Source organism: Leifsonia sp. KNZ13-11D, from assembly GCF_056754895.1.
This window is the reverse complement of sequence record NZ_JBPGWU010000001.1, coordinates 3,320,368-3,342,428: the sequence shown is the minus strand read 5'-3', so window position 1 is coordinate 3,342,428 and position 22,061 is coordinate 3,320,368. Positions and strand designations below refer to the sequence as shown.

Genomic DNA, 22,061 nt, shown 5'->3' with positions numbered 1-22,061 from the left:
GGTGGTCAGGCGCCTCTTGTCCGGTCGCCGCCCGGCGCCCGCTGAGAGGAGCTCGCGCCCCTCTCCGCGCGATAGGCCTCGAGCACCGCCGCAGCGGTGCCCGCGTCGTCGACGGTGATCACGATCGAGCGGCCGTCGCGGCGGAACACCTCCAGACCGGGTCCTGGCCGGGTGACCACTCCCCACCGCCCTTTCCTGTCCGGGCCGATCACCCAGCGGATGCCCCAGCCTCCGAAGTCCGCGAGCGGGTCGACGGCGATGGTCCCCGCTGTGGCGAGATCGTCCACGCGGACCCGGAGGCGCGGCCAGCCGAGCGCTGAGCGCACGAGGAGACCGCGTGGCCCGACGGCCACCACGAAGTGGGAGGTGGTGAGCAGCGCCGCGAACATCAGTGCGGGCGCGATGAAGACGAACCACATCCCCGTGCCCACGGTGAGGAGCAGCAGGACGCCGACCGCGACGATGACACAGGCGACGCCCGCGACGAGGGCGATGAACCAGGGCGGCAGCTCGACCCGGCCGGTCCAGGCCGCGACCTCGCCCGTCCGGAGAGGGAGAGCCGGGGCGGGTGCGACCTGATCGAGGGCCGGCGCCTCCTGCGGCAGGAGAAGCCAGGTGGCGGCGGCCGCGGCGATCGCCAGCACGGCGCCGAGCGCCAGGGGAAGCGCCGGAGCGAGCGGGGACGAGTTGAGGACCACCGATCCGACGCCCATGCCGACGGCGTGGAACACGGTGATCCCCACGGCGACCGCGGGCATCCACGTGTTCATGCCCGCCATCCGCGTCGCCCGGGTGACGAAGAAGCCGATCAGTGCGATGACCGGGAGCCCGACCGCCGCGACGAGCACGGCATAGGTCCACCAGGGACCGGTCCGCTCGTCCGGCCCCCACCGCACGATGAGTTGCGCGCTGCCGGCCGAACCGACGGCGATGATGACGGCTTCGGATACGACGACGATGGCGAGCGGTACCCAGATCGCCGCGATGATGGCCGCCCGGCGGGCGGTGGCGGGGTCGACGATGCGACGGGTCACGATTCGTATTCCTTTCGAACCAGCGCGAGCAGTGTGCCGATCGGGATGCCGGCGGCCCTGGCCTCCTGGGCGGCGCGCGCCACGGCGGCGCGCACGCCGTCTGCGGTGGGTGCGCCGACCACGACGGCTCCCCGCCCGCGGCGCAGTTCGAGCTGGCCCTCGTCGCGCAGTTCCTGGTAGGCGCGGAGCACCGTGTGCACGTTGACGCCGAGAGAGTCCGCCAGCTCCCTCGCGGCAGGCAGACGCTCCCCGGTGGGGATCGTGCCGGTCGCGATCTGGGTCGCGATGGACTCCGCGATCTGGGCGAAGACCGGCGAAGCAGCCGACGGGTCTATGAGAACGAACACAGACTTATTCTAGTTGATTTAGAACTACTGCCTGTCTAGGGTGGCACCGTGAGCGGAATCTTCGGCTGGCTGGCCAACTCCGGCGTGGTGCAGGGCGTCATCATCGGCGCGACCTTCGCGTACCTGACGACGATCGTGCTGCTGAACTCGGTGGCGAGGGCGCAGACCACGACCGTGAACGGCTGGAAGGCGATCCGGCGCGCGGGCCAGCCCGGAAACGGAGTTCTGGTCCGCGCCGCGCTGCAGAAGGCGTTGCCCGTCGTGAACGTCTTCGAGGAAGCCGCCTACTGGACCGCGGACACCGATGGTGCGGGTGCGCGTCTCAGCGGCGCGCGCAGCTATCGGCTTCACTTCCCGGCGGGCGGCCTCCCTCCGAACGGCGCGTTCTGGTCGCTCACCGCGACGGACCCCACCGGTTACCTCGTCGACCCGTCGGGCGGCCGGTCGAGCGTCGACAGTCACTCGGGTCTCCGCGCCGAGCCCGACGGGTCGCTCGACATCCTGGTGCAGGCGCACCGGCCACCCGACCACGCTGAGAACTGGCTGGCGACGCCGCCCGGCCGCTTCTCGCTCATGCTCCGCGCCTATCTGCCGGAGCGCCCGATCCTGGACGGCTCCTACGAACTGCCGCCGGTTGTGGAGATGCGCCCGTGAACCGCCTGATCCTCAAATACGCCACGCCCATCACCGCGGTGATCTTCGTGATCTTCGCCTGGGTGGTCTACCGGCGGATCGTGGACGGCGGCCTCGCCGCGATCGTCCCGCTGGCCGTCGCGGCCGTGATCGTGTGGGCGGCCGGAGCGTTCCTCTTCGTCTTCTTCTGGCCCCGGATCACGGTCGGCGGCTTCAGGCGTGTCTTCACGACCCGCGGGCTGGGCGGCGGCCCCATCCCGGTGAACACGCTCTACGCCGCGCCGCAGAGCCCGTCCCAGTCCGCCGCGGCCGGCACGGTCATCGCCACCGGCGCCGACGACCTCGTCTACCTCGGCGGCTGGCTGGATGCGAAGGGCGGCCCGCTCGTGCTGCATCTGCCCGAGTCGGGCGGTCGCTACCACAGCATCCAGTTCACCGATCCCGCCTCGGGGGCGAACTTCGCCTACGTGGGCACGCGCACCACCGGTGCGGGCCCCGGCGACTTCCTCCTGTGCTCGGCAGGCTGGAGCGGCACCACGCCGCCCGAAATGACCCGCATCGACATCCCGCACGGCACCGCACTCCTCATCGGCCGCGTGTTCGCGGCCGACGACGCCGACCGGGAGGCGGCGTACGCGCTGGCGGAACAGATGCGGCTGGAACCCCGTCGTGCGGGCTGGGGCGACTGACGGCTCTCAGCCTCCGACAGCGGACAGGAAGCCCTCGCTCGGCGCGGTCGACTCGTCCGTGATGATCGCCGCGAGCCGGTCGCCCACCAGGGGCCCCATCGTGAGGCCGGCCGCGCCGAATCCCGCGTTGACATAGACGCCGTCGTAACCGGCCAGGGCTCCCACCGTGGGGAGTTCGCCGTCCGGTAGCGGCCGCAGGCCCACTCGTGTCTCGATGAGGGTCGCGTCGGCGAGGCCGGGCGCGATGGAGAGGGCGTTCTCGAGGACCTGACGCTGTCCCTCCGCCGTCACACGAGCGTCGAAGCCGCTGCCCGTCTCACGGGTCGCTCCGACGGCCACGCGGGAGTCGTCGAACGCCACCATGTAGTGGCTCGAGACGGGATGCACCGACGGCCAGAACCGGGTGTCCGCCGTGCCGACACGGAGGTGGCTGATCTGGCCGCGCTGCGGCTCCACCGCGATGCGGCGCCCGAGCGGTTCGAGGACGCCGTTGGTCCACGCCCCGGTGGCGATGACGAGGGCGTCGGCAGCGAGACGCCGCCCGTCGACAGTCACCTCCCAGTCGTCGGAGCCGGTCACGGAGAGCGAGGCGGTGCCCGGTACGACGGTCGCTCCCAGCGACTGCGCCCCGGCGAGGAGCCCCGCCCGCAGGATCCGGCCGTCCACCCGCGCTCCGCCGGCGATGTGGATGCCCTCGAAGGCAGGTCCCAGTGGCGGGAACAGGCCGCGTGCGCGCTCGGGCGGGATACGCGAGACCTCGCCGATCGACGCGGCCTCGCCGATCCTGCTTGCGAGTCGCTCCTCCACCTGATCGAGGACGCCGGGATCGCGGTTCACCACCAGCGCTCCCGCACGCCGGTAGCCGATGTCGTGCACGTCGATCGCCGCCAGGCGGGCGATGAGCTCGGGGTAGTAGTCCGCTCCTGCGGCGTAGAGCGTGTAGAAGTCACCGTCCACCGAGGAGCTCCACGGCTGGATGATCCCCGCACCGGCCGCGGTCGCCTGGCCGGTGAACTCCGCATCCACCAGGGTCACCGCGACCCCGCGCCGGCTCAGGGCGAACGCTGTCGACGCCCCCGCCACTCCGGTTCCCACGACGATCGCGGTGCTGATGTGCATGCTTCTCCCTTGTCGGTGAATGTGTCGGCGACGCGATCGCGCCGATCCGCCCACGCGGTGGAGGGGACCCACCCGGACCACCCGGACGCCGCCGGACGATGCACGCCTCGGACGGATGGTCAGGAAAGTCTGTGCTGGCCGGGTCCGGCCGCCTCCGACGTCGACGCGAATCGGGTCCCGGGCCCATTCAACAGGATTCTGCGAGGCGCGGCAGTTCCGGCCGGCCAACTTCGCTGCGGGTGTCGGGCGATCGGCCCGGCATCCGAATCCGGCGGACGGACGCTCCGACCTCGTCAGCCTGACCACCGCAGGCGAGCTTCTCGGCGCCAAGGCCGAGCGTACGTTCCGCGACCGGCCCGCCAACTGACGCCCTCCGCCCTCGAGCGGGATCGCGTCGGCCTCCCCGTCGGCTGATCCCCCCGGCCGCGTACGCTTCAGATGTGAGTGAGCTGGAGCCGCGGAAGAAGCGGGGTCTGCGCCGTTCCCGGACGAAGGCCGTCGTTCCGCGGCGCATTCCGAGCGAGGTCGTCCCGGTGCCGGTCGAGGACGTGGAGGCCTTCGTCCGCGACGCACTCCGCGGAACCAGCCTGCGGGACCCGTTCGCGCAGATCCTGGGCGGCTACGCGGCCTTCGCTCCGCGCCTCCGCTTCGTTCCGGTGGATGAGACGCACACGCGGGTGGAGTTCGATGCGGTGGGGCGGGTCGCCGGCGCCGAGGCGCTGCTGTACACCCGTCGGCTGGGCGAGATCGACCGTTTCTTCGTCGCGCTCCGGGACGAGCTGGATCGGCGGGAGCGCAGGCGCCGGCCGCCGTCTGGAGACCGGGCGATCGAGGACGCAGAATAGGGCCATCCGATGGCGGGGGCGGCGTCCATCCGCGAGGCGGCATGTCCGAGAGCACGCGAGACGGCCTGGGCCACCGGCTCCTGCGCATGACCGGCCGGATTCGGGCGAGGCGCATCGCGCTGCAACCCCCTGGAGCTGCTCTTCGACGTGCTGTTGGCGTTCGCGCGCCCGAGCTTCGAGACGGTGCTGCTGGTCGCGCCGCTGCTGTACGTGATCGAGCTGGGCGGCCTAGAGCCCTTCCGCCACCGCGGCCGCCGCGTGCAGCCAGGCGCGCCGGGTGCGCGGCGCCAGGGTCTCGAACGACAACCGGCCGCCGTGCATCTCCGGGTCGAACGGGATGGTGACAGCGCGCCGGGCCAGCGGCTCGAATCCCGCGGCCACGCGGCGCGCGTCCGAGGCCGGCCCGGTCCGCTCGGACTGCGAGACGATCACGACGGCGTCGCGCGCCAGCCGCGCCGATTTCGCATCGCGCTGCAGCAGAGCCTCCAGGAGAAGCGCACCCGCTTCGGCGTGCTCGCCGAGCGCGGTCGTCGCGATGACGAGCTGATCGGTGTGGTCGATCATCCGCAGCCACCGTTCGGCCGACTCGTCGTTGCCGCTGTCGATGATGACGAGGCGGTAGAACTTGGTCGCGACGGTGTGCAGGCGGTCGAAGTCCGCGCTCGAGATCCGCTGCTCCGTCGCGAGCATCGTCGGGTTCGAACGCAGCACGTCGTACTTGTCGGCGTTCTGGTGGTGGACGTAGTGCCCGATGTCGGCGGTCCGGGCGCCGGCCGACAGCAGGGCGTCAGCGGCGGGCAGCAGCGACTGCACGGTGGCGTCGTGGTCGTCCTTCTCGGTGCGCCATCCCAGCGTGCCTCGCGTCTCGTTGTTGTCCCACGCGAGCACGCCCGAGCCTCCGTTGCGCGCGAAGACGGCCGCCAGCAGGGCCGTGGTCGGTGTCTTGTTCGCGCCGCCCTTGCCGTTCACGATCGCGATGGTGCGCGGTCCCGCCCAGTGGCGGCTGACCGCGTCGAGTTCCGCACGTTCGCGCAACTCGGCGGCCGAGGGCGAGAGCGGGACACCGGCGCGTGCAAGCGCTCCGCGCACGCCCTGCCGGGCGCGGTCGGCGCGGGGGCGCTCCGTGTAGAGGAAGGACTCGCGGGCGGGGACGTCACGCGGGGGCGCCGGGATGGCGTCCGTCGCGACGGCCGCGGAGAGCGCCTCCTCGTCGCCGATGCTCCCGTCAGGATGCACCGCGAGGAGCCAGTCGCCCTCCTCGTCGGAGACGGTGAGCCGCACCGGGTGGCCGGCGGACGCGGCGATTTCGCCGACGCGGCTGAGCACGACCTCGCGAAGGCGCTGGGTGCTCTGCTCCGCGAAGCCCTGGCGGGCTCCATCGACGATCAGTTCGCCGGTCGCATCCGGGGAGAATCGCGCGCTGAGCTGCGGCGACGACGATAGCTGAGGGGTCACGGTGTTTCCTTCCGCGGTCCGTGCAGCGTGACGGCACAGACCGACCATGGACGGTAGGCGCGCTTCCGGCGATCGTCCAGTCACGCTCAGGCGTTTGCCAGCGAGGACGGGCCGCCGTCGCACCATTGGACCATGACGGCTGCGATTCCCTCCCGCCAGGACCTGTCAGCGGTGACCGCCGCGGTAGCCGGGATGCACGTCCCGGTCGAGTCCCCTCGCATCCCCGAGCCGGAGGAGCAGTTCGTACAGGCGGTCGCGGTCGTCCGCGCTCAGGCCCTCCGTCAGCTCCTCCTCCTGCGCTTCGGCGGCGCTCCTCAGCCTGGCGAGCAGTTCCCGTCCTGAGTCGGTGACGTGCAGCACCAGGTTGCGGCGGTCGACCGTGCTGCGCTCGCGAGCGATCAGGCCGGCCGATTCGAGAGAGTCGGCGAGGGCGACCACCCGGCTCTGCGCGACGCCCAGCTTCTCCGCGAGCTCCCGCTGATTCATACCGGCCCCTCGCCCGAGGATGCGCATGACGCCGGCTTCCGGCGGTGTGATGCCGAGCTCCCGCGTCCGCGCCGCGAAGCTCTCCGCAGCCAGCGAACCCAGCTGGGTGAGGAGGAATCCGATGCGTGCGGGGCGTCTCGCCGGGGTCATGGGATCAGAATAGAGCATTGACTTAATGATTCACATGGTGAAGCATTTAGGTATGACGGAGACGACGACTTCTCGACGGCGACGACCGGATGGGCCCAACGCGGGCATCCTGGGCGTCGTCTGCCTCGCGCTGACCATCGCATCGGTGCTCGTCCCGCCGCTGCTGGCCTCGGGAGCCTTCTTCCCGTCGCCCCTCGGGGCGACCGGCGGGGTCGCCGGGTACTTCCGCGATCACCCCGAGGCGGCTTCGGCCACCGGTTTCCTCGTGTTCGCCGCCTCCGTTCCCCTGGGGATCTACGCTGCGACCGCCTACGCGCGGCTGCAACGCCTGGGGGTCTGGGTTCCCGGAGCCACCATCGCCCTCGTCGGCGGGATCGCGGCATCCATCCTCCTCTCGATCTCCGGGCTCCTCGCCTGGGCGATGGGCCAGCCGGTCGCCGGCCGACCTGCTGCGCTCCTCCATATGCTCGACTACGTCGTCTACGCCCTCGGAGGCATCGGGTTCGTCGGTGGTCTGGGGCTGCTGATCGCCGGGCTCGCCGTCCCGACGCTGATTCTCGGACTCGCGCCGCGGTGGCTGGCGTGGGCCGGCCTCATCCTGGCCGGCCTCAGCGAGCTCTCCTTCTTCGCCCTCCTCGTCCCGCAGCTGGCGTTCCTGTTGCCGATCTGCCGGTTCCTCGGGCTCGCCTGGCTGACAGTCATCGGTTTCGTGCTTCCGCGCGACCGTCACGAGGTCCCGCGGCGCGGAGCTCTCGCCGGCTCGGCTCCGAGCGCATCGGAGGTCCGGCGGTGACCCGCCTCGACGGTCGGGTGGCCTGGGTCACCGGAAGCTCTCGCGGGATCGGCGAGGCGATCGCCGTGGCATTCGCCCAGGCCGGAGCGGCGGTCGCGGTGCACGGCCGGGACGAGCGGGCGGCTCGCGATGTGGAGGACCGCATCACCGCCGCGGGGGGACGCGCGACCGTCGTCGTCGGCGACGTCACGTCCCCGGCGGATCTCGAGCGGGCGGTGCAGACGATCGAGTCGACGCTCGGGCCCATCGACATCCTGGTGGCCAACGCCGGCGGCAACCCCGTTCGCCCCGGCCCGCTCGAGGCCATGAGCATCGAGGAGTGGCGGGGCGCCGTGGATGCGAACCTCACGGCGACGTTCGCCACCATCGTTTCCGTGCTGCCGCTGATGAAGCAGCGCGGGCGCGGCTCGATCATCACGGTCTCCTCCGCCGCCGCACGCCGCCCGACCCCGCAATCACCGGTCGCCTACGCGGCGGCCAAGGCGGGCATCGAACTCCTCACCCAGTGGCTCGCGGCCGAAGCGGGGCCGAGCGGGATCCGCGTGAACTGCGTCGCTCCCGAGACCATCCTGACCGACCGCAACCGCCAGCTGATCCCCGCGGAGATGCAGGAACGGATCGTCGACATGCACCCGATCCGCCGGCTCGGCACCCCGGAGGACGTCGCCGACGCGTGCGTGTTCCTCGCGGGCGATCAGGCGGGATGGATCACGGGGGTGACGGTCGACGTCGCGGGCGGCTCGGTGCTGCGCTGACGCGCTCCGTCACAGGTCCAGCACGAGGCGCTCTCCCACGCAGCGCGAGACGCAGGTCATCATCGTGTCCCCGGTCGCGCGCTCCTCGAGCCCGAGCACGGAGTCGCGGTGGTCCGGGACGCCGGCCAGCACGCGCACTTCGCACGTGCCGCAGGTGCCCTCGCGGCAGGTGGAGAGCACGTCGGCTCCCGCGCGGTTGACGGCATCCAGCACCGACTCGTCCGCACCGACCCGCACGGTCCGCCCGCTCCGCCGCAGGACCACGTCGAAGGGTCGGTCCGGGGTGGAGGCGCGCGCCCGGGGCGCGAAGCGTTCGAGCCCGATCCGGTCGTCGCATCCGGCCGCCCGAGCGGACTCCTCCAGCGCGAGCAGGAGACCCTCGGGACCGCAGGCGTACACGCGGCCGCCGGACGGGAGGCGCTTCCAGACGTCGCTGATGTCGTAGCGGCCGCGCTCGGCGCTCGGCCAGAGGTAGACGTTGCCGCCGTAGCGCTCGGTCAGCTCGTCCGCGTACGCCATGGTCTCGCGCGAACGCCCCAGGTAGAGCAGCCTCCACGGGATGCCGTTCTCCTCCGCATACTGGGCCATGGGGGTCAGCGGGGTGATCCCGATCCCGCCGGCGACGAAGAGCAGGAACGGCGCCGGGACCGGCGCGAAATGGTTGCGGGGCCCGCGGATGCGCAGGCGATCCCCCGGCTGGACGGCGTCGTGGACCGCGAGCGAGCCGCCGCGTCCCGCTTCCTCCCGCAGGACCGCGACCCGGTACGAGGGATCGTCGGGGGAGCCGGTGAGCGAGTACTGCCGGACCAGCCCGCCCGGCAGTTCGAGGTCGATGTGCGCGCCGGGACGCCAGGCGGGAAGCTCGACGCCGTCGCCGGCGAGGGTGAGCTCCACGACGCCCGGGACGACCTCCCGCCGCGAGGTCACGAGTACGGGCAGCGATTCCGCGCGCGACGCGGGCGGGGCGAGGGGACGCGGGCGCGCCGACGGGCGCACCGAGGTCCAGGCCAGGGGCAGGGACACCAGGCCGCGCCCTTCGGAGACGACCGTGTGGCGCAGCTCCTCGGGGGAGACCGCCAGCCGGAGGTCCGGCAACCGCTCGTGGAGCACCGCCAGCTCGACGCGCAGCAGCAGGCGGGCGAGCGGGGCGCCGAGACACGCGTGCACGCCCTGCCCGAACCCGAGGTGCGGGGTCGCCCAGCTCCGCGCGGGCTCCAGCCGGTCCGGGTCGTCGAACATGCCGGGGTCACGCGACCCGGCCGCATAGGCCAGGAAGATCTCCTCCCCGGCGGCGAGCGGAACGCCGCCGAGCACGGTCTCGCGGGTCACCAGCCGCTTCATCCCGGTGATCGCCGACTCGAAGCGGAACATCTCCTCCAGCGCCTGAGCGCGGGAGTCGTCGTCGCGCTGGGCGCGGCGGTGCAGCTCGGGATCGGCCAGGAGGCGCGCGAGCGCCATGCAGATCAGGTTCGACGACGTCTCGTGGCCGGCCAGCATGAGGCCCGGGAACATCGACAGCATCTCGAAATCGGTCATGTCGACCGCCCCGCTGTCGCGCTGGTCCCAGACGTGGCTGATCAGGTCGTCGCGGCGGTCGTGACGGCGCAGCTCCATGAGCTCACGGAGATGGTCGTGCAGGTCGAGCAGCTTGGCTGCTTTCTCGTCGGGGGTGCCCACGTGGTAGATGTCCCGCGGTCCCAGGAAGAAGCCCAGCGCTTCTCCCACCCAGTCGGCGCGGTCCTCGTCCAGCCCGACGAGGTGGCTGACCACCCGCAGCGGGAGGGGCAGGGCGAAGGCGGTCTTGAGGTCGGCCTGCCCGTCGGCAGCGAACCCGTCGACGAGGCGATGGGCCTCGTCCCGGATCCACGGTTCGAACCGGGCGAGCTTCCGTGGGATGAAGAAGGTGTTGACCGAGGAGCGGAGACGGTCGTGGTCGGGGTTGTCGATGCCGATCAGAGTGCCGCGGCTGGGGACGCGGCCCTCGAACCGCTCGCGCCATGGCGACGGGACCGTGCCGACGGTCGGCAGCGACGAGAAGGTGCCCGGGTCGTGCAGCGCGGCGACGATGTCGGCGTAGCCCGTGAAGACGCGGGCGCCCCCGAACGTCTCGCTGTGCGGCGCACCTCCGGCGCGACGTGTCGACTCCAGGTCGTCGAAGAGCCGTTCGGGATCCGCGAAGGGACACGACGGGGAGGTGGTGGGGATGCTCATGCTGGCTCCGGAAGCGGTCGGCGCCCGCTGGAGCATGCACAAGCGGGACGCGTGGTCCTGGTGCTCGCCCGGCGCGTCGGTCGCGCCGAGGGGGATTATTCGCTCCGGCTGCCGTGCCGGGCGCCCTCACCCCGCCTGTGTGGGAAGGAGGCTACCTCGAGCCGCCGACTTATGTCAAGAAACTGCGGAAGTTGACCGAGAAGTGCTCGCTTAGGTTGAAAATCTGCCTAAGTGTGTCGTAGACTGACGGAGACGTCGGGGCCCCGTGCCCGTTCCTCACCGCGATGTCGCGGCGGGGGCACAAACCGTCGCGTCGATCCCCCGATCGTTCGGGGCCCGCGTATGCAGCTCTCGCCACTGAGGTTCCGCCTCCTCGTCATCTCCCTCCTCGTCGTGTCGTTCCTCGGAGCGCTCGACAACACCGTCGTCAGCACCGCGATAGCGACCGTCGCCGGACAGCTGGGCGCGCTCGAGCACATGAGCTGGATCGTCGTCGGCTACACGCTCGCCAGCACCGTCCTCCTGCCGGTGCTCGGCAAGCTCGGCGACCGGATCGGGCCGCGCGCAGTCTTCCTCGCCTCGGTCGCCGTGTTCATCCTGTCGTCCGTCGCCTGCGGGTTCGCGAACGGGATCGTCTGGCTGATCGTCGCCCGGGTGGTCCAGGGGATGAGCTCGGCGGGCCTCCAGCTCATGTCGCAGACGATCATCGCCGAGACCACGACCCCGCGGCAGCGTCCGAAGTACCTGTCGATCATCGGCGCCGCGTTCCCGGTGGCCATCCTGATCGGACCGGTGCTCGGCGGCATCATCACCGACTACTGGGGGTGGCCCTGGGTGTTCTGGATCAACGCCCCGGTCGGGATCGTCGCGTTCGTCCTCGCGATCATCGCCGTGCCGCACATCGAGCCGGGCCGGTCCGGAAGGTTCGATCTCGCCGGTGCCGCCGCCCTCACCGTCGGGCTGGTCGCACTGGTGCTCGCGGTCACCGGAGCCGGCGACCGCTCTCAGGCGGTCACGACCCTCGTCGCCTTCGCGGTCGCCGTCGTCGCGCTGGTCGTCTTCTTCGTCATCGAGACCCGGGTGGCCGAGCCGCTCGTCCCGCTCGCCCACTTCCGCGATCGCACCGTCGCGACCGGCACCGCGATCTCGGCGATCGTCGGAATCGGACTGTTCTCGATCACGTCGTACCTGCCGACCTACTTCCAGATGGCGTATCGCACGACCGCGACCGTGTCCGGGCTCGTTCCGATCGCGACGGTGTTCGGGATGCTCGTCAGCAACCTCGCCACCGGGTGGCTGGTGAGCCGCACGGGGCACTACCGCGTCTATCCGCTCGTCGGCACCACGCTCGGCGCCGTCGGCCTCGGCGCGATGGCCCTGCTGCCTGCTGGCGCGCCGCTCTGGGCGCCGACGATCGCGATGGCCGTCGTCGGACTGGGGACGGGCGCCTTCATGAGCCTGATCGTCGCGGTCGTGCAGAGCGCCGTCCCGCGGACCGAGACGGGGTCGATCACCGCCAGCGTGAACCTGGTCCGCCAGGTGGGCGCGACGGTCGCCACCGCCCTGATCGGCGGGATCATCGGCGCGAGCGTCATCGCGCTGATGCCCGGGGGCCTCGACCCGGCGACACTCACCCCCGCTGCGGTCCACGCGCAGACGCCGGAGGTGCAGCAGCAGATCGCCCAGGTCTATCAGGGCATCTTCGTCCCCATCTTCGTCGCGCTCGCCGCGACCTACCTCGTCGGCGTGGTCGCATCCATCCTGCTGCCGAACAGCCGGCTGTCCGACGACCCCGGACCGCTGCGCGACGCCGCCACCGAGTCCATCCCCGCCTGAACCCAACAGTCACCCAGGAGAACACCATGACCACGACTCCGAGTCCGACCATCGCCGTCGTCGGAAGCGGTCCCATCGGATCCGCCTACGCGCGGCTCCTCCTCGACGCGCTGCCCGGTGCGCGCGTCGTCATGTTCGAGGCAGGACCGCAGCTCACGGCGATCGCCGGCGAGAACGTGCGCAACATCCCCGACCCGGACGAGAAGGAGCGCGCGCGGGAGCGGTCGCAGGGTCCGCAGGCCGGGGCCTTCCGCGAGTCCCTCGGCATCCCGTCGTCCGTGGTGGTCGAGGGGATGTTCACGGCCCGCGGGGGCACGCACCTGCTCGACTTCGGCGGCGGGGGATCCGCGCACGCACCGACGTTCCCGGCGGCGGCCGCCTCCACGAACGTGGGCGGGATGGGCGCCCACTGGACGTGCGCGACGCCCAGCCCGTCGTTCAGCGAGCGCATCCCGTTCATCGCCGACGCCGAATGGGAGGAGCTGGTGGCGGAGGCCTCCCGCCTGCTGCACGTGCAGACGGCCGCCTTCGCCGACTCGGAGATCGGTTCGGCGATCCGGTCCCTGCTCGCCGAGGAGTTCGCGGGCGAGCTCCCCGAGGGGTACGGACCGGGCACGCTGCCCGTCGCCGGCGACCCGCAGCCCGACGGCACGATGCGCTGGGCGGGCGCGGACGTGGTGCTCGGCCCACTGCTCGATCCGGAGGGCGACCTCGCCGACCGCTTCGAGCTGCGCGACCTCTCGCTGGTGCGCCGGGTCGACCACACCGACGGCCGGGTGACCGGCGTCACCGTCGAAGACCTCCGCAGCCACGAGGTGTACTCGGTGGATGCCGACCTGGTCGTCGTCGCGGCCGACGCATTCCGCTCGCCGCAGCTCCTCTGGGCGTCCGGCATCCGCCCGAAGGCACTCGGGCACTACCTCACCGAGCACCCGGTCGTCATCTCGACCGTTGCGCTCGACGGTGACAGCATGAGCCGGTTCACGACCGAGGACGAACTCGACCGCGAGCTCGCCCGCCGCGCGACGAACCCGGCCGACCCGGTCGCGGCCGTGAACCGCATCCCCTTCTCGGAGCCCGGGCACCCGTTCTCGCTGCAGGTGATGTACGCCGAGCGGCCGCCGTTCCAGCTCGACCCGGACCACCCGGCCGCAGGCAACCGCTGGGGCTACGTCAACATGGGCTACGGGATGCGCAAGCGGCCCCGCTTCGAGGACGCGGTGACTTTCGACGACGATGAGCCGGACTACCGCGGCTTCCCGAACATGACCATCTCCTACGCGCTCACCGGCAGCGAGCAGGCCGAGATCGAGGAGGCGACGGAACGGCTGCGCCGCGCAGGCGGTGCCCTGGGCACGTTCGTCGCGGAACCGCGCCTGCTGCCGAACGGCTCCAGCCTCCACTACCAGGGCACCATGCGTGCCGGGGCGGAGGACGACGGCACCTCCGTCGCCGACCCGTACTCGCGCGTGTGGGGGTACGAGAACCTCGTGGTCGGCGGCAACGCGCTCATTCCTACCGCTACGACCATGAACCCCACGCTGATGAGCGTCGCCATAGCGGTGCGCGGTGCGCGCGAGGCCGCCCGCCGGCTGAGCGCCGCCACCGCCGCGACCGCCGGCGCCACCCGCTGAGCCACCACCCGGACCAAGGAGGATCGGATGCTCGAAGAACAACTGATACAGACGGCGGGCTTCCGCAACGTCGGACCCGAGGACGCCCCGACCGGCTTCCAGCTGCGCGTGCGCAGCCCGTACTACCGCGGCCTGTGGGCGAACCTCATCGAGAAGCCGACCGTGACCGTCGACGGGGAGCGCTTCGACGGCGACACGATCCGGTGGACGCTGCCCGCCGGCGAGTTCACCTTCGACGAGCTCCAGGGTTCGACCGAGGCGCGCTGGCCGTTGGGCGAGGCCGCCACGCTGACCGTGCCGCGCGACGGTGGACTCGCCCGCGGCATCCACGACGTCACCCTCGAACTGCGGCTGCGGATGTCGTACATCCCGGAGGAGCTCCAGCCGTCGATCTGGACCGCGTCGCGGAAGGCGGTGATCGTCACATGACCACCGACGACCTCCCCTTCGGCCTCGGCGTCTCGCTGTACTCGTACACGGACGACATCGGCGTCACGATGACGGTCGAGGAGTGCATCGCCGACGTCGCCGACCTCGGTGCGACCGGCCTCGAGATCCTCGGCGAGGGGCACATCCGCGACTACCCGCATCCCTCGACGGAGTGGATCGACGCGTGGCACGCACGCACGGAGCGGCTCGGGCTGACCCCGACGCTCTACGGCTCGTGGCTGGACACCCGGCGGTTCCCGGGCCGGGGCATGACGGCCGGCGAAGGCGCCGAGCAGCTCGCCCTCGACCTGCGGCTCGCGTCCACGCTCGGGTTCTCGTTCCTCCGGCCCAAGATCGGCGTGATCTCGGAAGACCTGCGCGTCGACCCGATCTGGCAGGAGGCGGTGGAGCGCAACCTCCAGCTGGCCGCCGACCTCGACATCGTCATCTGCCCGGAGATCCACTGGCCGACCGTCATCAAGTCCCCCGTCGTGGAGGAGTACCTGGAGTTCAAGGAGCGCACCGGCTCGGAGCACTTCGGTCTCCTGATCGACACCGGCGTCTTCGAGCTGTCGCCGTATCCCCGGCGCGGCGGGAGCGCGTCCTTCCGCATGGGCGACGGCTCCGCCCGGCCGCCGGAGGTGCCGTTCGTGCCGGTCTCGGATCTCGCCGACGTGATGCCGCACACGGTGTACTTCCAGGCCAAGTTCTACGAGGTGGACGACGACCTGGTCGACGCGTACATCCCGTGGCGAGAGATCATCGACGTCGTCGTCGACTCCGGGTACACCGGCTGGCTGTCGAGCGAATACGAGGGGCACCACGAGCCGTACCGCGCCCCCGACCAGCTGCGCCGCCAGCACGCCCTCATCCGCACCATCGCCGCCGAGCGCGCCGCCACCGGCCGCCCGACGCTCGCAGACAGGAACTGACCATGCCCAACGGACTCATCGACGAGGCGAGCCTGCGCCTGCACCCCGACGGCTTCGCCCTCTCGCTCACCATCCCCTGGTACCGCAGCCTGTGGCTGTCGTCGGTCTCCACCATCCGTCTCACCGTCGACGGCGCCGAGGTGCCCGACGAGGACCTCGCCTTCGAGCTCGACGGCGTGCGCTACGCCATCTCGGAGCTCCCGCAGCAGAGCGAGAAGCTCTGGTACCTGCAGTCGCACCCGTCGCTGGTCGTGCGGCGCGAGAGCCCTGCCGGTCTCGGCGAGACGCACGACGTGGAGATCCACGGCGAGCTGCGGCTGCCGTACATGCAGATCGCGCCGGGGACCGACGGCGGCCCCGGCCTCTACGTGCCGAACATCGTGCACCAGCGGCTCACCCTCACCGCGACCGACCGGGCCGCCCGGCCGCCCGCGCTCGTCTCGGACGTCCCGCCCGCTCCGCCGGCGACCGACGCCGATCCCTTCCGGCTGGGACTCACGCTCTACTCGGCGAGCGCGGAGTTCCGCGCCGGCTGGTACGACTTCGACGGGCTGCTCGACCGGGTCGCGGAGCTGGGGATCGGTCCGGGCATCGAGATCGTGGCCTCGCAGATGCTGCCGGCGTACCCGGTGGTGTCCGACGAGTTCGTCGACACCTGGCGCGCCGCCTTCGACCGCCACGGCTTCGACGCCAGCTCGTTCGGGGCCAACCTCGACATGGGCAAGCGCCGCGACCGCGACATGACCCCGGACGAGGAGTTCGAGGTCAGCGAGCTGCTGTTCCGCGGTGCGAAGAAGCTCGGGTTCCCGCTGGTGCGCATCCAGTCGGCCAAGCCGGAGCTGCTGCGCCGCCTGCTCCCCGTCGCCGAGGAGCTCGACCTCAAGCTCGCCTACGAGATCCACGCGCCGATGGGGCCGAATTCCCCCGAGATCCTGAAGGTGCGCGACCTCTACAGCGAACTCGGTTCGCCGTTGCTCGGCTTCGTCGCCGACTTCTCCTCCACCATGCACAGCATGTCGCCGACGCTGCTGCGCGCGGTGCGCCGGGCGGGGCTCGACGACGAGGCGGTCGAGCGCCTGCAGCAGATCTGGGCCACGGATGCGCCGATGCGCGCCCGGCAGGAGGAGTTCATCGGCTACCTGAAGGGCCGCGGCTTCGACCCCGGGCGCCTCGGCGCCTTCGCCCACCTCGCCTTCAACATGCACGGCCATGTCGACGTGCACGAGTGGGCGGACATCATGCCGCAGATCCTCCACGTGCACGCCAAGTTCTACGACATCGACGAGCAGGGTCAGGAACCGGCGATCGACTACCCGGAGCTCGTGAAGGTCTTCGTCGAGGGCGGCTACCGCGGCTACTGGTCGAGCGAGTGGGAGGGGCATGCGTTCGCGGAGCTCGGGGAGGTCGACCCGCTGCTGCTCGTGCGCAAACAGCACGACCTCATCCGGGCGAGCATGCGCGCCCTGCAGCCTGCCGGACGCTGAGGCGCGGACCGTGACCGACACGCGCCCGGACCTCCGCTCGCTCCCATTGCCCGAGGCGATCGCCTGGCTCCGGGAGAACGGCGAGCCGGCGGACCCGCGGCCGGACATCGACACGGCGTCGCTCCGGAGGCGGTTCCCGCGGCTCGCGCACGTCCGCACCCGCGACCTGGTCGTGGATGCCCCCAGCGGGCGGCAGCCGGCCCGCCTGTACCGCGACGACACGGTCCCGCATGCGGGCACGGCCCTGGTCTGGGTGCACGGCGGCGCCTTCATCGGCGGCCACCTCGACATGCCGGAGTCGAACTGGGTGGCGCTGGAGCTGGCGGCGCGGGGCATCCCGGTGCTCGCGGTCGACTACGTGAAATGCCTCGGCGACGTGCACTTCCCGGCGCCGTCCGACGATGTGGTCGCCGCGTGGAGGTTCGCATGGGCGGGGAGCGCCGAACTGTTCGGCGTCGATCCGGGCCAGGTGCTGCTCGGCGGCGCCAGCGCCGGAGGCACCCTCACCGCGGGCGCCGTGGCCCGGCTGCGGGATGCGGGAGAGCGCCTGCCCGCCGGGCTGGTGCTGGTGTACCCGGCACTGCATCCCGACGGTGCGCATCCCGGCGAGTCCCCGGCCCCGGATGCGCCGTTCACGCGGCTCTCGCTCAACTTCGCCGGCTCGGAGCGCGCGCTGCACGACCCGTACGCCTTCCCCGGACTGGGCTCGGTCGGCGGGTTCCCGCCCACGCTGGTGGTCGTGTGCGAGCGGGACGGGCTCCGGCCGTCGGGCGAGGTGTTCGCGCAGCGGCTGGCGGCGGCCGGACGCGACGTCGTCCTCCACCTCGAGCCGGGCGCGGGCCACGGCCACATCGACGAGCCCGGCGACGCCGCCGCGCTGCGCACGATCCAGGCCGTCGCGGACTGGGCAGGAGCGCGGCGGGCGTGAGGGATGGTCAGGCCTGAAGCGCGGTGTGCTCGCCCGCGGCGACGATGCGGCCCGCCTCCTCGAACAAGGAGCGCATCCAGATGTGCTCCGGGTCGTGCGTGTGCACCGGGTGCCACCACAGGGCGTTGACGATCGGCGTCGGCTCGAACGGCAGCCCGACCACCCGCACGGCGCAGGCCTGCCGCGCGAGCGGCACGAGGGCCCGGTGGATGATCCCGATCCGGCGCGTACCCGCGATGAAGTGGGGGATGGCGAGGAAGCTCTCGACCACGACCTCCACGTTGGGCTCGATGCCGAGCTGCTGCACCTGGCGTTCGGCCGAGGTGAACGCCGAGCGCGACTGGTAGTTCATCACCCACGGCAGCTTGGACATCTCCTCGCGCGACAGCGCGTCCCCGACTTCGTCGTTGGTCTCGGCGACGATCGCCACCCAGTCGTCCTGCCAGAGGTCGGTGAACGGGAGTTCGGTCAGGAAGCCGTGCGGGATGACCATGCCGTCCACCGACCGGAGCCGGTTCGTCGCATCCTCGACCACGGTCGGGTTGTGCAGCAGGAAACGGAAGTGGACGCCGGGCGCCTGCGCGGCGGCGAGCTCCGACACCACCCGTCCGATGGTCGTGAAGCCGTAGTCGGAGCCGAAGATCGAGAACTGGCGTGCGGACTCCGACGGGTCCCACTCGGCCTGGCTCTCGAACACCCGCCGGGCGGCCTCGAGGGCGATCGTGGTGTGATCCGCGAGCCGGAGGGCGAGCGGCGTCAGCTCGTAGGTGTTGCCGCGCCGGGCGAGGATGGGATCGCCGAAGTGGATGCGCAGCCGCGACAGCGACGCGCTCAGCGCCGGCTGGCTCAGGCGGAGCCGCTCGGCGGCGCGCGTCACGCTGCGCTCGGTGAGCAGGGCGTCCAGCGCGATCAGCAGGTTGAGATCGAGGCGGGACATCAGCGGATAGTCGGTCACGGCAGTGTGATCCTTTCCGACGAGGGCCAGGCGTTCTCACTATAACGACGGGCGTATCGACCCAGCTTATGTCTGGGATAAGCAGAACTAGCGTTGTTTATCTGCTTTAGCACTGCGAAACTCGAATCGCCCCCAGAGGGCCGACGACACAGCCGCCGCCCTCATCGACAACGAAGTCTTAGAAGAGGTCAATCCGATGAAGCACACACGCAGGAGCCGCACCGCCCGGCTCGCCTGGCTCGCCATCCCTGCTGTCGCGGGCCTCCTGCTGGCCGGCTGCTCCAGCAGCGGGTCCACCGGCAAGGAGCCCCAGACCATCACGTTCGCATTCGGTGCGACGAACGACCAGGACAAGGCCGCGTACACGAGCCTCGCCAAGTCGTTCGAGGCCGAGAACAAGGGCGTGACGGTCACCACGCAGAACCTGCCCACGCAGAGCTACGGCACGACGATCGCGACCCGGGTCCAGGGTGGTAACGCCCCCGACACGTTCTACGCCGAGGGCGGCACGGGCCAGGCCCAGTCGATCCTCCCGTGGGCGAAGTCCGGACTCGTCCTCCCGCTGGACGATGCCTCGATCAAGTCGGACATGCCCGATTCGGCCAAGAGCCTCTATACGTACAACGGCAAGATCTACGGCGTGCCGCTGGGCACCCAGCTGAACGGCGTCATCTACAACGACGAGCTCGCTCAGTCGATCGGCGTGAAGATCGACCCGACGACCAGCCTGGACGACATCATCGCCCAGTGCGGCAAGGCACGCGCCGCCGGCAAGACCGTCTACGGGCTCGCCGGATCGACCTTCCAGAACAACGGCATCCTCGCTGTCGCCATCGCCACGTCGACCGTGTACGGCCCGGACAAGGACTGGAACCAGAAGCGCGCGCAGAACAAGGTCACCTTCGCCGGCACCAAGGGCTGGACGACCGCCCTCGAGTCGATCAAGAAGATGTACGACGCCGGCTGCTTCCAGGACGGCGCCACGAGCGCCGGATTCGACGCTCTGACCAACGGCGCCTCCTCGGGCAAGATCCTCGGCTTCTTCGCTCCGAGCGGCGCGGCGCAGCAGATCATGCAGGCGGCGGGCGGCCACGTGAAGCTGATCGCGCTGCCGGTCGGTGCTCCGGACGGCACCAAGACCTACCTGTCGCTGAGCGCCGACCAGGGCGTCACGGCGAGCGCCAAGACCAAGAGCCCGAAGCTCGCGACCGACTTCCTGAGCTACATCATCTCGGACAAGGGCCAGGAGGAGTACTCCAAGCTGATCGGCACCATCCCTGTGAACGTCAACGCCAAGTCGACCGTGCTGCCGCAGTACGCCGCCATCCAGGACGAGATCGCCAAGAACGACACGCGAGGCTACGCACCGACCGAGTGGCCGAACGCCAAGATCTACACAGACCTCGGCAACGGCGTCCAGGGGATCCTCACCGGTCAGATGACCGTCAAGCAGGTCCTCGCTCAGATGGACTCCGACTGGGGTTGATCCGGTGACCCGGGCGGCCGGTCCGACGAGGGCCGGCCGCCCGACCCGGTTGAAAGGAACGAATCGATGACGACGCAGTCAGAGGCGCGGAGAATGACGAAGCTCGAGACGCAGGTGCAGGTGCCGCGCCGCACGCCGAAGAAGAAGGCGTACCAGGTGCGGCTCGGCAGCTGGTGGTGGGCGCTCCCCGCGCTGGTGCTGATGCTGATCGTCATCTACGTCACCACCATCGCGGGCGGGTTCTTCGCCTTCACGAACTGGTCCGGCCTCGGCGCCTTCGACTTCGTCGGCCTGCAGAACTTCGTCAAGATCTTCCAGACGCCCGAGCTCATCGGTTCACTGTGGAACACACTGATCCTCGCCTTCGGCTTCCTGATCTTCACCAACGTCCTGGGGCTGCTCTTCGCCCTGGCGCTCAACCGAACGCTGAAGTCGCGCTACGTCCTCCGCACCCTGATCTTCATGCCGGTGGTCGTCAGCCCGATCGCCGTCTCGTACATCTGGAAGTTCATCTTCGACTACAACGGTCCGCTCAACCAGGCGCTCGCGGGGGTCGGCCTGCCGAAGCAGAACTGGCTCGCCGACCCGGGGCTCGCGATCTGGTGCGTGCTCGTCGTGATGATCTGGCAGAACATCGGTTTCGTCATGGTCATCTACCTGGCCGGCCTGGCCACCGTCCCGATCGAGATGGAGGAGGCTGCGGCACTCGACGGAGCCGGCCCGTTCAGCCGCTTCCGCCTCGTCGTGCTGCCGATGATCCAGCCGTCGGTCGCGATCGCGACGACGCTGACGCTCATCCAGGGCCTGCGGGTGTTCGACCAGGTGGTCGCGCTGACGGGCGGAGGGCCGGCCGGCGCCACCCAGACGCTCGCGCTGGAGGTCTACCAGCAGGCGTTCACCTACCAGCAGTTCGGATTCGGAGCCGCCCTGGCGCTCGTGCTCAGCCTCCTGATCCTGCTCTTCTCCATCGCGCAGCAGTATGCGACGCGCGACCGCTCGGCCAAGGAGGCGTGAGCCGTGTTCCGGTACACCAAGAAGACCCTCGCCATCGAGATCATCGTGCTCATCGCTGCGGCGATCCTGCTGCTGCCGTTCTGGATCCTGCTGGTCGGGTCGCTGAAGACGCTCCCCGACATCCTGAGCTCGGCAGCGATCGCTCCGCCCACGAGTCCGACGTTCGACAACTTCGTCACGCTGCTCTCGCCGGCCTCCAGCTCGTCCGGCAACATCTGGGCGGGTCTCGCCTCGAGTCTCATCATCACGACGGGCAGCATCGTCCTGCTGGTCCTGCTCGGCTCGGTCGCCGCGTACGGCATCGCGCGTTCGACCAGCAGATGGAGCCGGCGCTCGTTCTACCTGTTCCTCGTCGCGATCATCCTGCCGACGCAGCTGGGGACGCTGCCGCTGTACATCGGCGCCCGGGAAGTGGGCCTGGTCGGCAACCCGTGGGGCATGATCCTCATCTACACCGGGATGCTGATGCCGCTGTCCGTGTTCCTCTACGCGAACTTCTTCCGCAACCTGACCCCGGAGTACGAGGAGGCCGCGATCATCGACGGCGCCAACCGGTACCAGGTGTTCTGGAGGGTCGTCCTCCCGCTGATGTCCCCGGCGACCGGCACCGTGGCGATCCTCGCCGGACTGATCGTGTGGAACGACTTCTTCACCTCGCTGATCTTCCTCAACGGCACGGCTTGGCAGACCCTGCCCGTGGTCATGTACAGCTACGTCGGCTCGCTGGTCTCGCAGTGGAACCTGATCTTCTCGGTCGTCATCGTCTCGATGATCCCGATCCTGGCGTTCTACGCCTTCGCGCAGAAGAAGTTCATCCAGGGCTACGCCGGCGGGCTCAAGGGCTGA

21 protein-coding genes are annotated in these 22,061 nt (G+C 70.6%); 14 read left to right on the top strand and 7 right to left on the bottom strand.

All coding sequences use genetic code 11. The features are described 5' to 3' along the window. Positions 1 to 5: 5 nt before the first annotated feature. Together ACR9Y5_RS16375 and ACR9Y5_RS16370 are read right to left on the bottom strand one after the other, a co-directional pair. On the bottom strand, positions 6 to 1,034 hold the full coding sequence (locus ACR9Y5_RS16375; protein WP_481298945.1) for a hypothetical protein: 1,029 nt from the start codon (positions 1,032 to 1,034) through the stop codon (positions 6 to 8). Beyond that, positions 1,031 to 1,381: a GntR family transcriptional regulator gene (locus tag ACR9Y5_RS16370; protein WP_481298944.1), complete on the bottom strand. Its 351-nt coding sequence runs from the start codon at positions 1,379 to 1,381 to the stop codon at positions 1,031 to 1,033. Before ACR9Y5_RS16370 ends, ACR9Y5_RS16375 begins: the two co-directional genes overlap by 4 nt. A gap of 48 nt (positions 1,382 to 1,429) precedes the next feature. Between ACR9Y5_RS16370 and ACR9Y5_RS16365 the strand changes: the two genes are divergently transcribed. Then, a complete protein-coding gene (locus ACR9Y5_RS16365; RefSeq protein ID WP_481298943.1) occupies positions 1,430 to 2,035 on the top strand; it encodes a DUF1214 domain-containing protein in 606 nt (201 codons plus the stop codon). Continuing rightward, positions 2,032 to 2,703 carry a DUF1254 domain-containing protein gene (locus tag ACR9Y5_RS16360; protein ID WP_481298942.1) on the top strand — a complete coding sequence of 224 codons (672 nt, stop codon included), beginning with the start codon at positions 2,032 to 2,034 and terminating at the stop codon, positions 2,701 to 2,703. Before ACR9Y5_RS16365 ends, ACR9Y5_RS16360 begins: the two co-directional genes overlap by 4 nt. Positions 2,704 to 2,709: 6 nt before the next feature. On the opposite strand, the gene ACR9Y5_RS16355 is transcribed toward ACR9Y5_RS16360, so the two are convergent. Further along, positions 2,710 to 3,822, bottom strand: coding sequence for an NAD(P)/FAD-dependent oxidoreductase (locus tag ACR9Y5_RS16355; protein WP_481298941.1), 1,113 nt, complete (start codon positions 3,820 to 3,822; stop codon positions 2,710 to 2,712). Positions 3,823 to 4,262: 440 nt separating this feature from the next. On the opposite strand from ACR9Y5_RS16355, the gene ACR9Y5_RS16350 reads away from it, so the two are divergent. Then, positions 4,263 to 4,667: a hypothetical protein gene (locus ACR9Y5_RS16350; RefSeq protein WP_481298940.1), complete on the top strand. Its 405-nt coding sequence runs from the start codon at positions 4,263 to 4,265 to the stop codon at positions 4,665 to 4,667. A gap of 228 nt (positions 4,668 to 4,895) precedes the next feature. Here ACR9Y5_RS16350 and ACR9Y5_RS16345 read toward each other — a convergent pair whose 3' ends face one another. Then, a complete protein-coding gene (locus ACR9Y5_RS16345) occupies positions 4,896 to 6,122 on the bottom strand; it encodes a MinD/ParA family ATP-binding protein (RefSeq protein ID WP_481298939.1) in 1,227 nt (408 codons plus the stop codon). 165 nt (positions 6,123 to 6,287) lie between these two features. Further along, positions 6,288 to 6,758, bottom strand: a complete 471-nt coding sequence (locus ACR9Y5_RS16340) for a MarR family winged helix-turn-helix transcriptional regulator (RefSeq protein ID WP_481298938.1) — start codon at positions 6,756 to 6,758, stop codon at positions 6,288 to 6,290. A gap of 52 nt (positions 6,759 to 6,810) precedes the next feature. On the opposite strand from ACR9Y5_RS16340, the gene ACR9Y5_RS16335 reads away from it, so the two are divergent. Continuing rightward, positions 6,811 to 7,551 carry a hypothetical protein gene (locus ACR9Y5_RS16335; protein WP_481298937.1) on the top strand — a complete coding sequence of 247 codons (741 nt, stop codon included), beginning with the start codon at positions 6,811 to 6,813 and terminating at the stop codon, positions 7,549 to 7,551. Continuing rightward, positions 7,548 to 8,306 (top strand): SDR family NAD(P)-dependent oxidoreductase, encoded by a 759-nt coding sequence (locus tag ACR9Y5_RS16330; RefSeq protein ID WP_481298936.1) that lies wholly within the window; start codon positions 7,548 to 7,550, stop codon positions 8,304 to 8,306. Before ACR9Y5_RS16335 ends, ACR9Y5_RS16330 begins: the two co-directional genes overlap by 4 nt. A 9-nt stretch (positions 8,307 to 8,315) precedes the next feature. Here the strand turns inward: ACR9Y5_RS16330 and ACR9Y5_RS16325 are convergent, their stop codons facing one another. Then, positions 8,316 to 10,517: a cytochrome P450 gene (locus ACR9Y5_RS16325; protein ID WP_481298935.1), complete on the bottom strand. Its 2,202-nt coding sequence runs from the start codon at positions 10,515 to 10,517 to the stop codon at positions 8,316 to 8,318. A gap of 342 nt (positions 10,518 to 10,859) precedes the next feature. Here ACR9Y5_RS16325 and ACR9Y5_RS16320 point away from each other — a divergent pair, with 342 nt between their 5' ends. The 6 genes from ACR9Y5_RS16320 to ACR9Y5_RS16295 are packed head-to-tail and all read left to right on the top strand — an operon-like array spanning position 10,860 to position 17,760. Continuing rightward, on the top strand, positions 10,860 to 12,353 hold the full coding sequence (locus tag ACR9Y5_RS16320) for an MFS transporter (protein ID WP_481298934.1): 1,494 nt from the start codon (positions 10,860 to 10,862) through the stop codon (positions 12,351 to 12,353). Between the two features lie 26 nt (positions 12,354 to 12,379). Beyond that, positions 12,380 to 13,987, top strand: a complete 1,608-nt coding sequence (locus ACR9Y5_RS16315; RefSeq protein WP_481298933.1) for a GMC oxidoreductase — start codon at positions 12,380 to 12,382, stop codon at positions 13,985 to 13,987. Between the two features lie 27 nt (positions 13,988 to 14,014). Next, positions 14,015 to 14,416 (top strand): C-glycoside deglycosidase beta subunit domain-containing protein, encoded by a 402-nt coding sequence (locus ACR9Y5_RS16310; RefSeq protein ID WP_481298932.1) that lies wholly within the window; start codon positions 14,015 to 14,017, stop codon positions 14,414 to 14,416. Further along, positions 14,413 to 15,348, top strand: coding sequence for a sugar phosphate isomerase/epimerase family protein (locus tag ACR9Y5_RS16305; protein WP_481298931.1), 936 nt, complete (start codon positions 14,413 to 14,415; stop codon positions 15,346 to 15,348). The genes ACR9Y5_RS16310 and ACR9Y5_RS16305 overlap by 4 nt, the downstream gene beginning before the upstream one ends. Before the next feature lie 2 nt (positions 15,349 to 15,350). Then, on the top strand, positions 15,351 to 16,832 hold the full coding sequence (locus tag ACR9Y5_RS16300; protein WP_481298930.1) for a C-glycoside deglycosidase beta subunit domain-containing protein: 1,482 nt from the start codon (positions 15,351 to 15,353) through the stop codon (positions 16,830 to 16,832). Positions 16,833 to 16,842: 10 nt separating this feature from the next. Next, positions 16,843 to 17,760 carry an alpha/beta hydrolase gene (locus ACR9Y5_RS16295; protein WP_481298929.1) on the top strand — a complete coding sequence of 306 codons (918 nt, stop codon included), beginning with the start codon at positions 16,843 to 16,845 and terminating at the stop codon, positions 17,758 to 17,760. 7 nt (positions 17,761 to 17,767) lie between these two features. Here ACR9Y5_RS16295 and ACR9Y5_RS16290 read toward each other — a convergent pair whose 3' ends face one another. Further along, positions 17,768 to 18,715 carry a LysR family transcriptional regulator gene (locus ACR9Y5_RS16290; RefSeq protein WP_481298928.1) on the bottom strand — a complete coding sequence of 316 codons (948 nt, stop codon included), beginning with the start codon at positions 18,713 to 18,715 and terminating at the stop codon, positions 17,768 to 17,770. 196 nt (positions 18,716 to 18,911) lie between these two features. Between ACR9Y5_RS16290 and ACR9Y5_RS16285 the strand changes: the two genes are divergently transcribed. From ACR9Y5_RS16285 to ACR9Y5_RS16275, 3 genes are all read left to right on the top strand, one after another. Further along, positions 18,912 to 20,201: an ABC transporter substrate-binding protein gene (locus ACR9Y5_RS16285; RefSeq protein ID WP_481298927.1), complete on the top strand. Its 1,290-nt coding sequence runs from the start codon at positions 18,912 to 18,914 to the stop codon at positions 20,199 to 20,201. A 93-nt stretch (positions 20,202 to 20,294) separates the two neighbouring features. Next, on the top strand, positions 20,295 to 21,215 hold the full coding sequence (locus ACR9Y5_RS16280; RefSeq protein ID WP_440742695.1) for a carbohydrate ABC transporter permease: 921 nt from the start codon (positions 20,295 to 20,297) through the stop codon (positions 21,213 to 21,215). A 3-nt stretch (positions 21,216 to 21,218) separates the two neighbouring features. After that, positions 21,219 to 22,061 carry a carbohydrate ABC transporter permease gene (locus ACR9Y5_RS16275; RefSeq protein ID WP_481298926.1) on the top strand — a complete coding sequence of 281 codons (843 nt, stop codon included), beginning with the start codon at positions 21,219 to 21,221 and terminating at the stop codon, positions 22,059 to 22,061.

What these genes read in the sequence shown, in the direction of transcription:
- ACR9Y5_RS16280 (WP_440742695.1), top strand. Translation starts at nt 20,295, where the DNA reads ATGACGAAGCTCGAGACGCAGGTGCAGGTGCCGCGCCGCACGCCGAAG.
- ACR9Y5_RS16340 (WP_481298938.1), bottom strand. Translation starts at nt 6,758, where the DNA reads ATGACCCCGGCGAGACGCCCCGCACGCATCGGATTCCTCCTCACCCAG.
- ACR9Y5_RS16305 (WP_481298931.1), top strand. Translation starts at nt 14,413, where the DNA reads ATGACCACCGACGACCTCCCCTTCGGCCTCGGCGTCTCGCTGTACTCG.
- ACR9Y5_RS16315 (WP_481298933.1), top strand. Translation starts at nt 12,380, where the DNA reads ATGACCACGACTCCGAGTCCGACCATCGCCGTCGTCGGAAGCGGTCCC.
- ACR9Y5_RS16285 (WP_481298927.1), top strand. Translation starts at nt 18,912, where the DNA reads ATGAAGCACACACGCAGGAGCCGCACCGCCCGGCTCGCCTGGCTCGCC.
- ACR9Y5_RS16335 (WP_481298937.1), top strand. Translation starts at nt 6,811, where the DNA reads ATGACGGAGACGACGACTTCTCGACGGCGACGACCGGATGGGCCCAAC.
- ACR9Y5_RS16310 (WP_481298932.1), top strand. Translation starts at nt 14,015, where the DNA reads ATGCTCGAAGAACAACTGATACAGACGGCGGGCTTCCGCAACGTCGGA.
- ACR9Y5_RS16300 (WP_481298930.1), top strand. Translation starts at nt 15,351, where the DNA reads ATGCCCAACGGACTCATCGACGAGGCGAGCCTGCGCCTGCACCCCGAC.
- ACR9Y5_RS16320 (WP_481298934.1), top strand. Translation starts at nt 10,860, where the DNA reads ATGCAGCTCTCGCCACTGAGGTTCCGCCTCCTCGTCATCTCCCTCCTC.
- ACR9Y5_RS16325 (WP_481298935.1), bottom strand. Translation starts at nt 10,517, where the DNA reads ATGAGCATCCCCACCACCTCCCCGTCGTGTCCCTTCGCGGATCCCGAA.
- ACR9Y5_RS16355 (WP_481298941.1), bottom strand. Translation starts at nt 3,822, where the DNA reads ATGCACATCAGCACCGCGATCGTCGTGGGAACCGGAGTGGCGGGGGCG.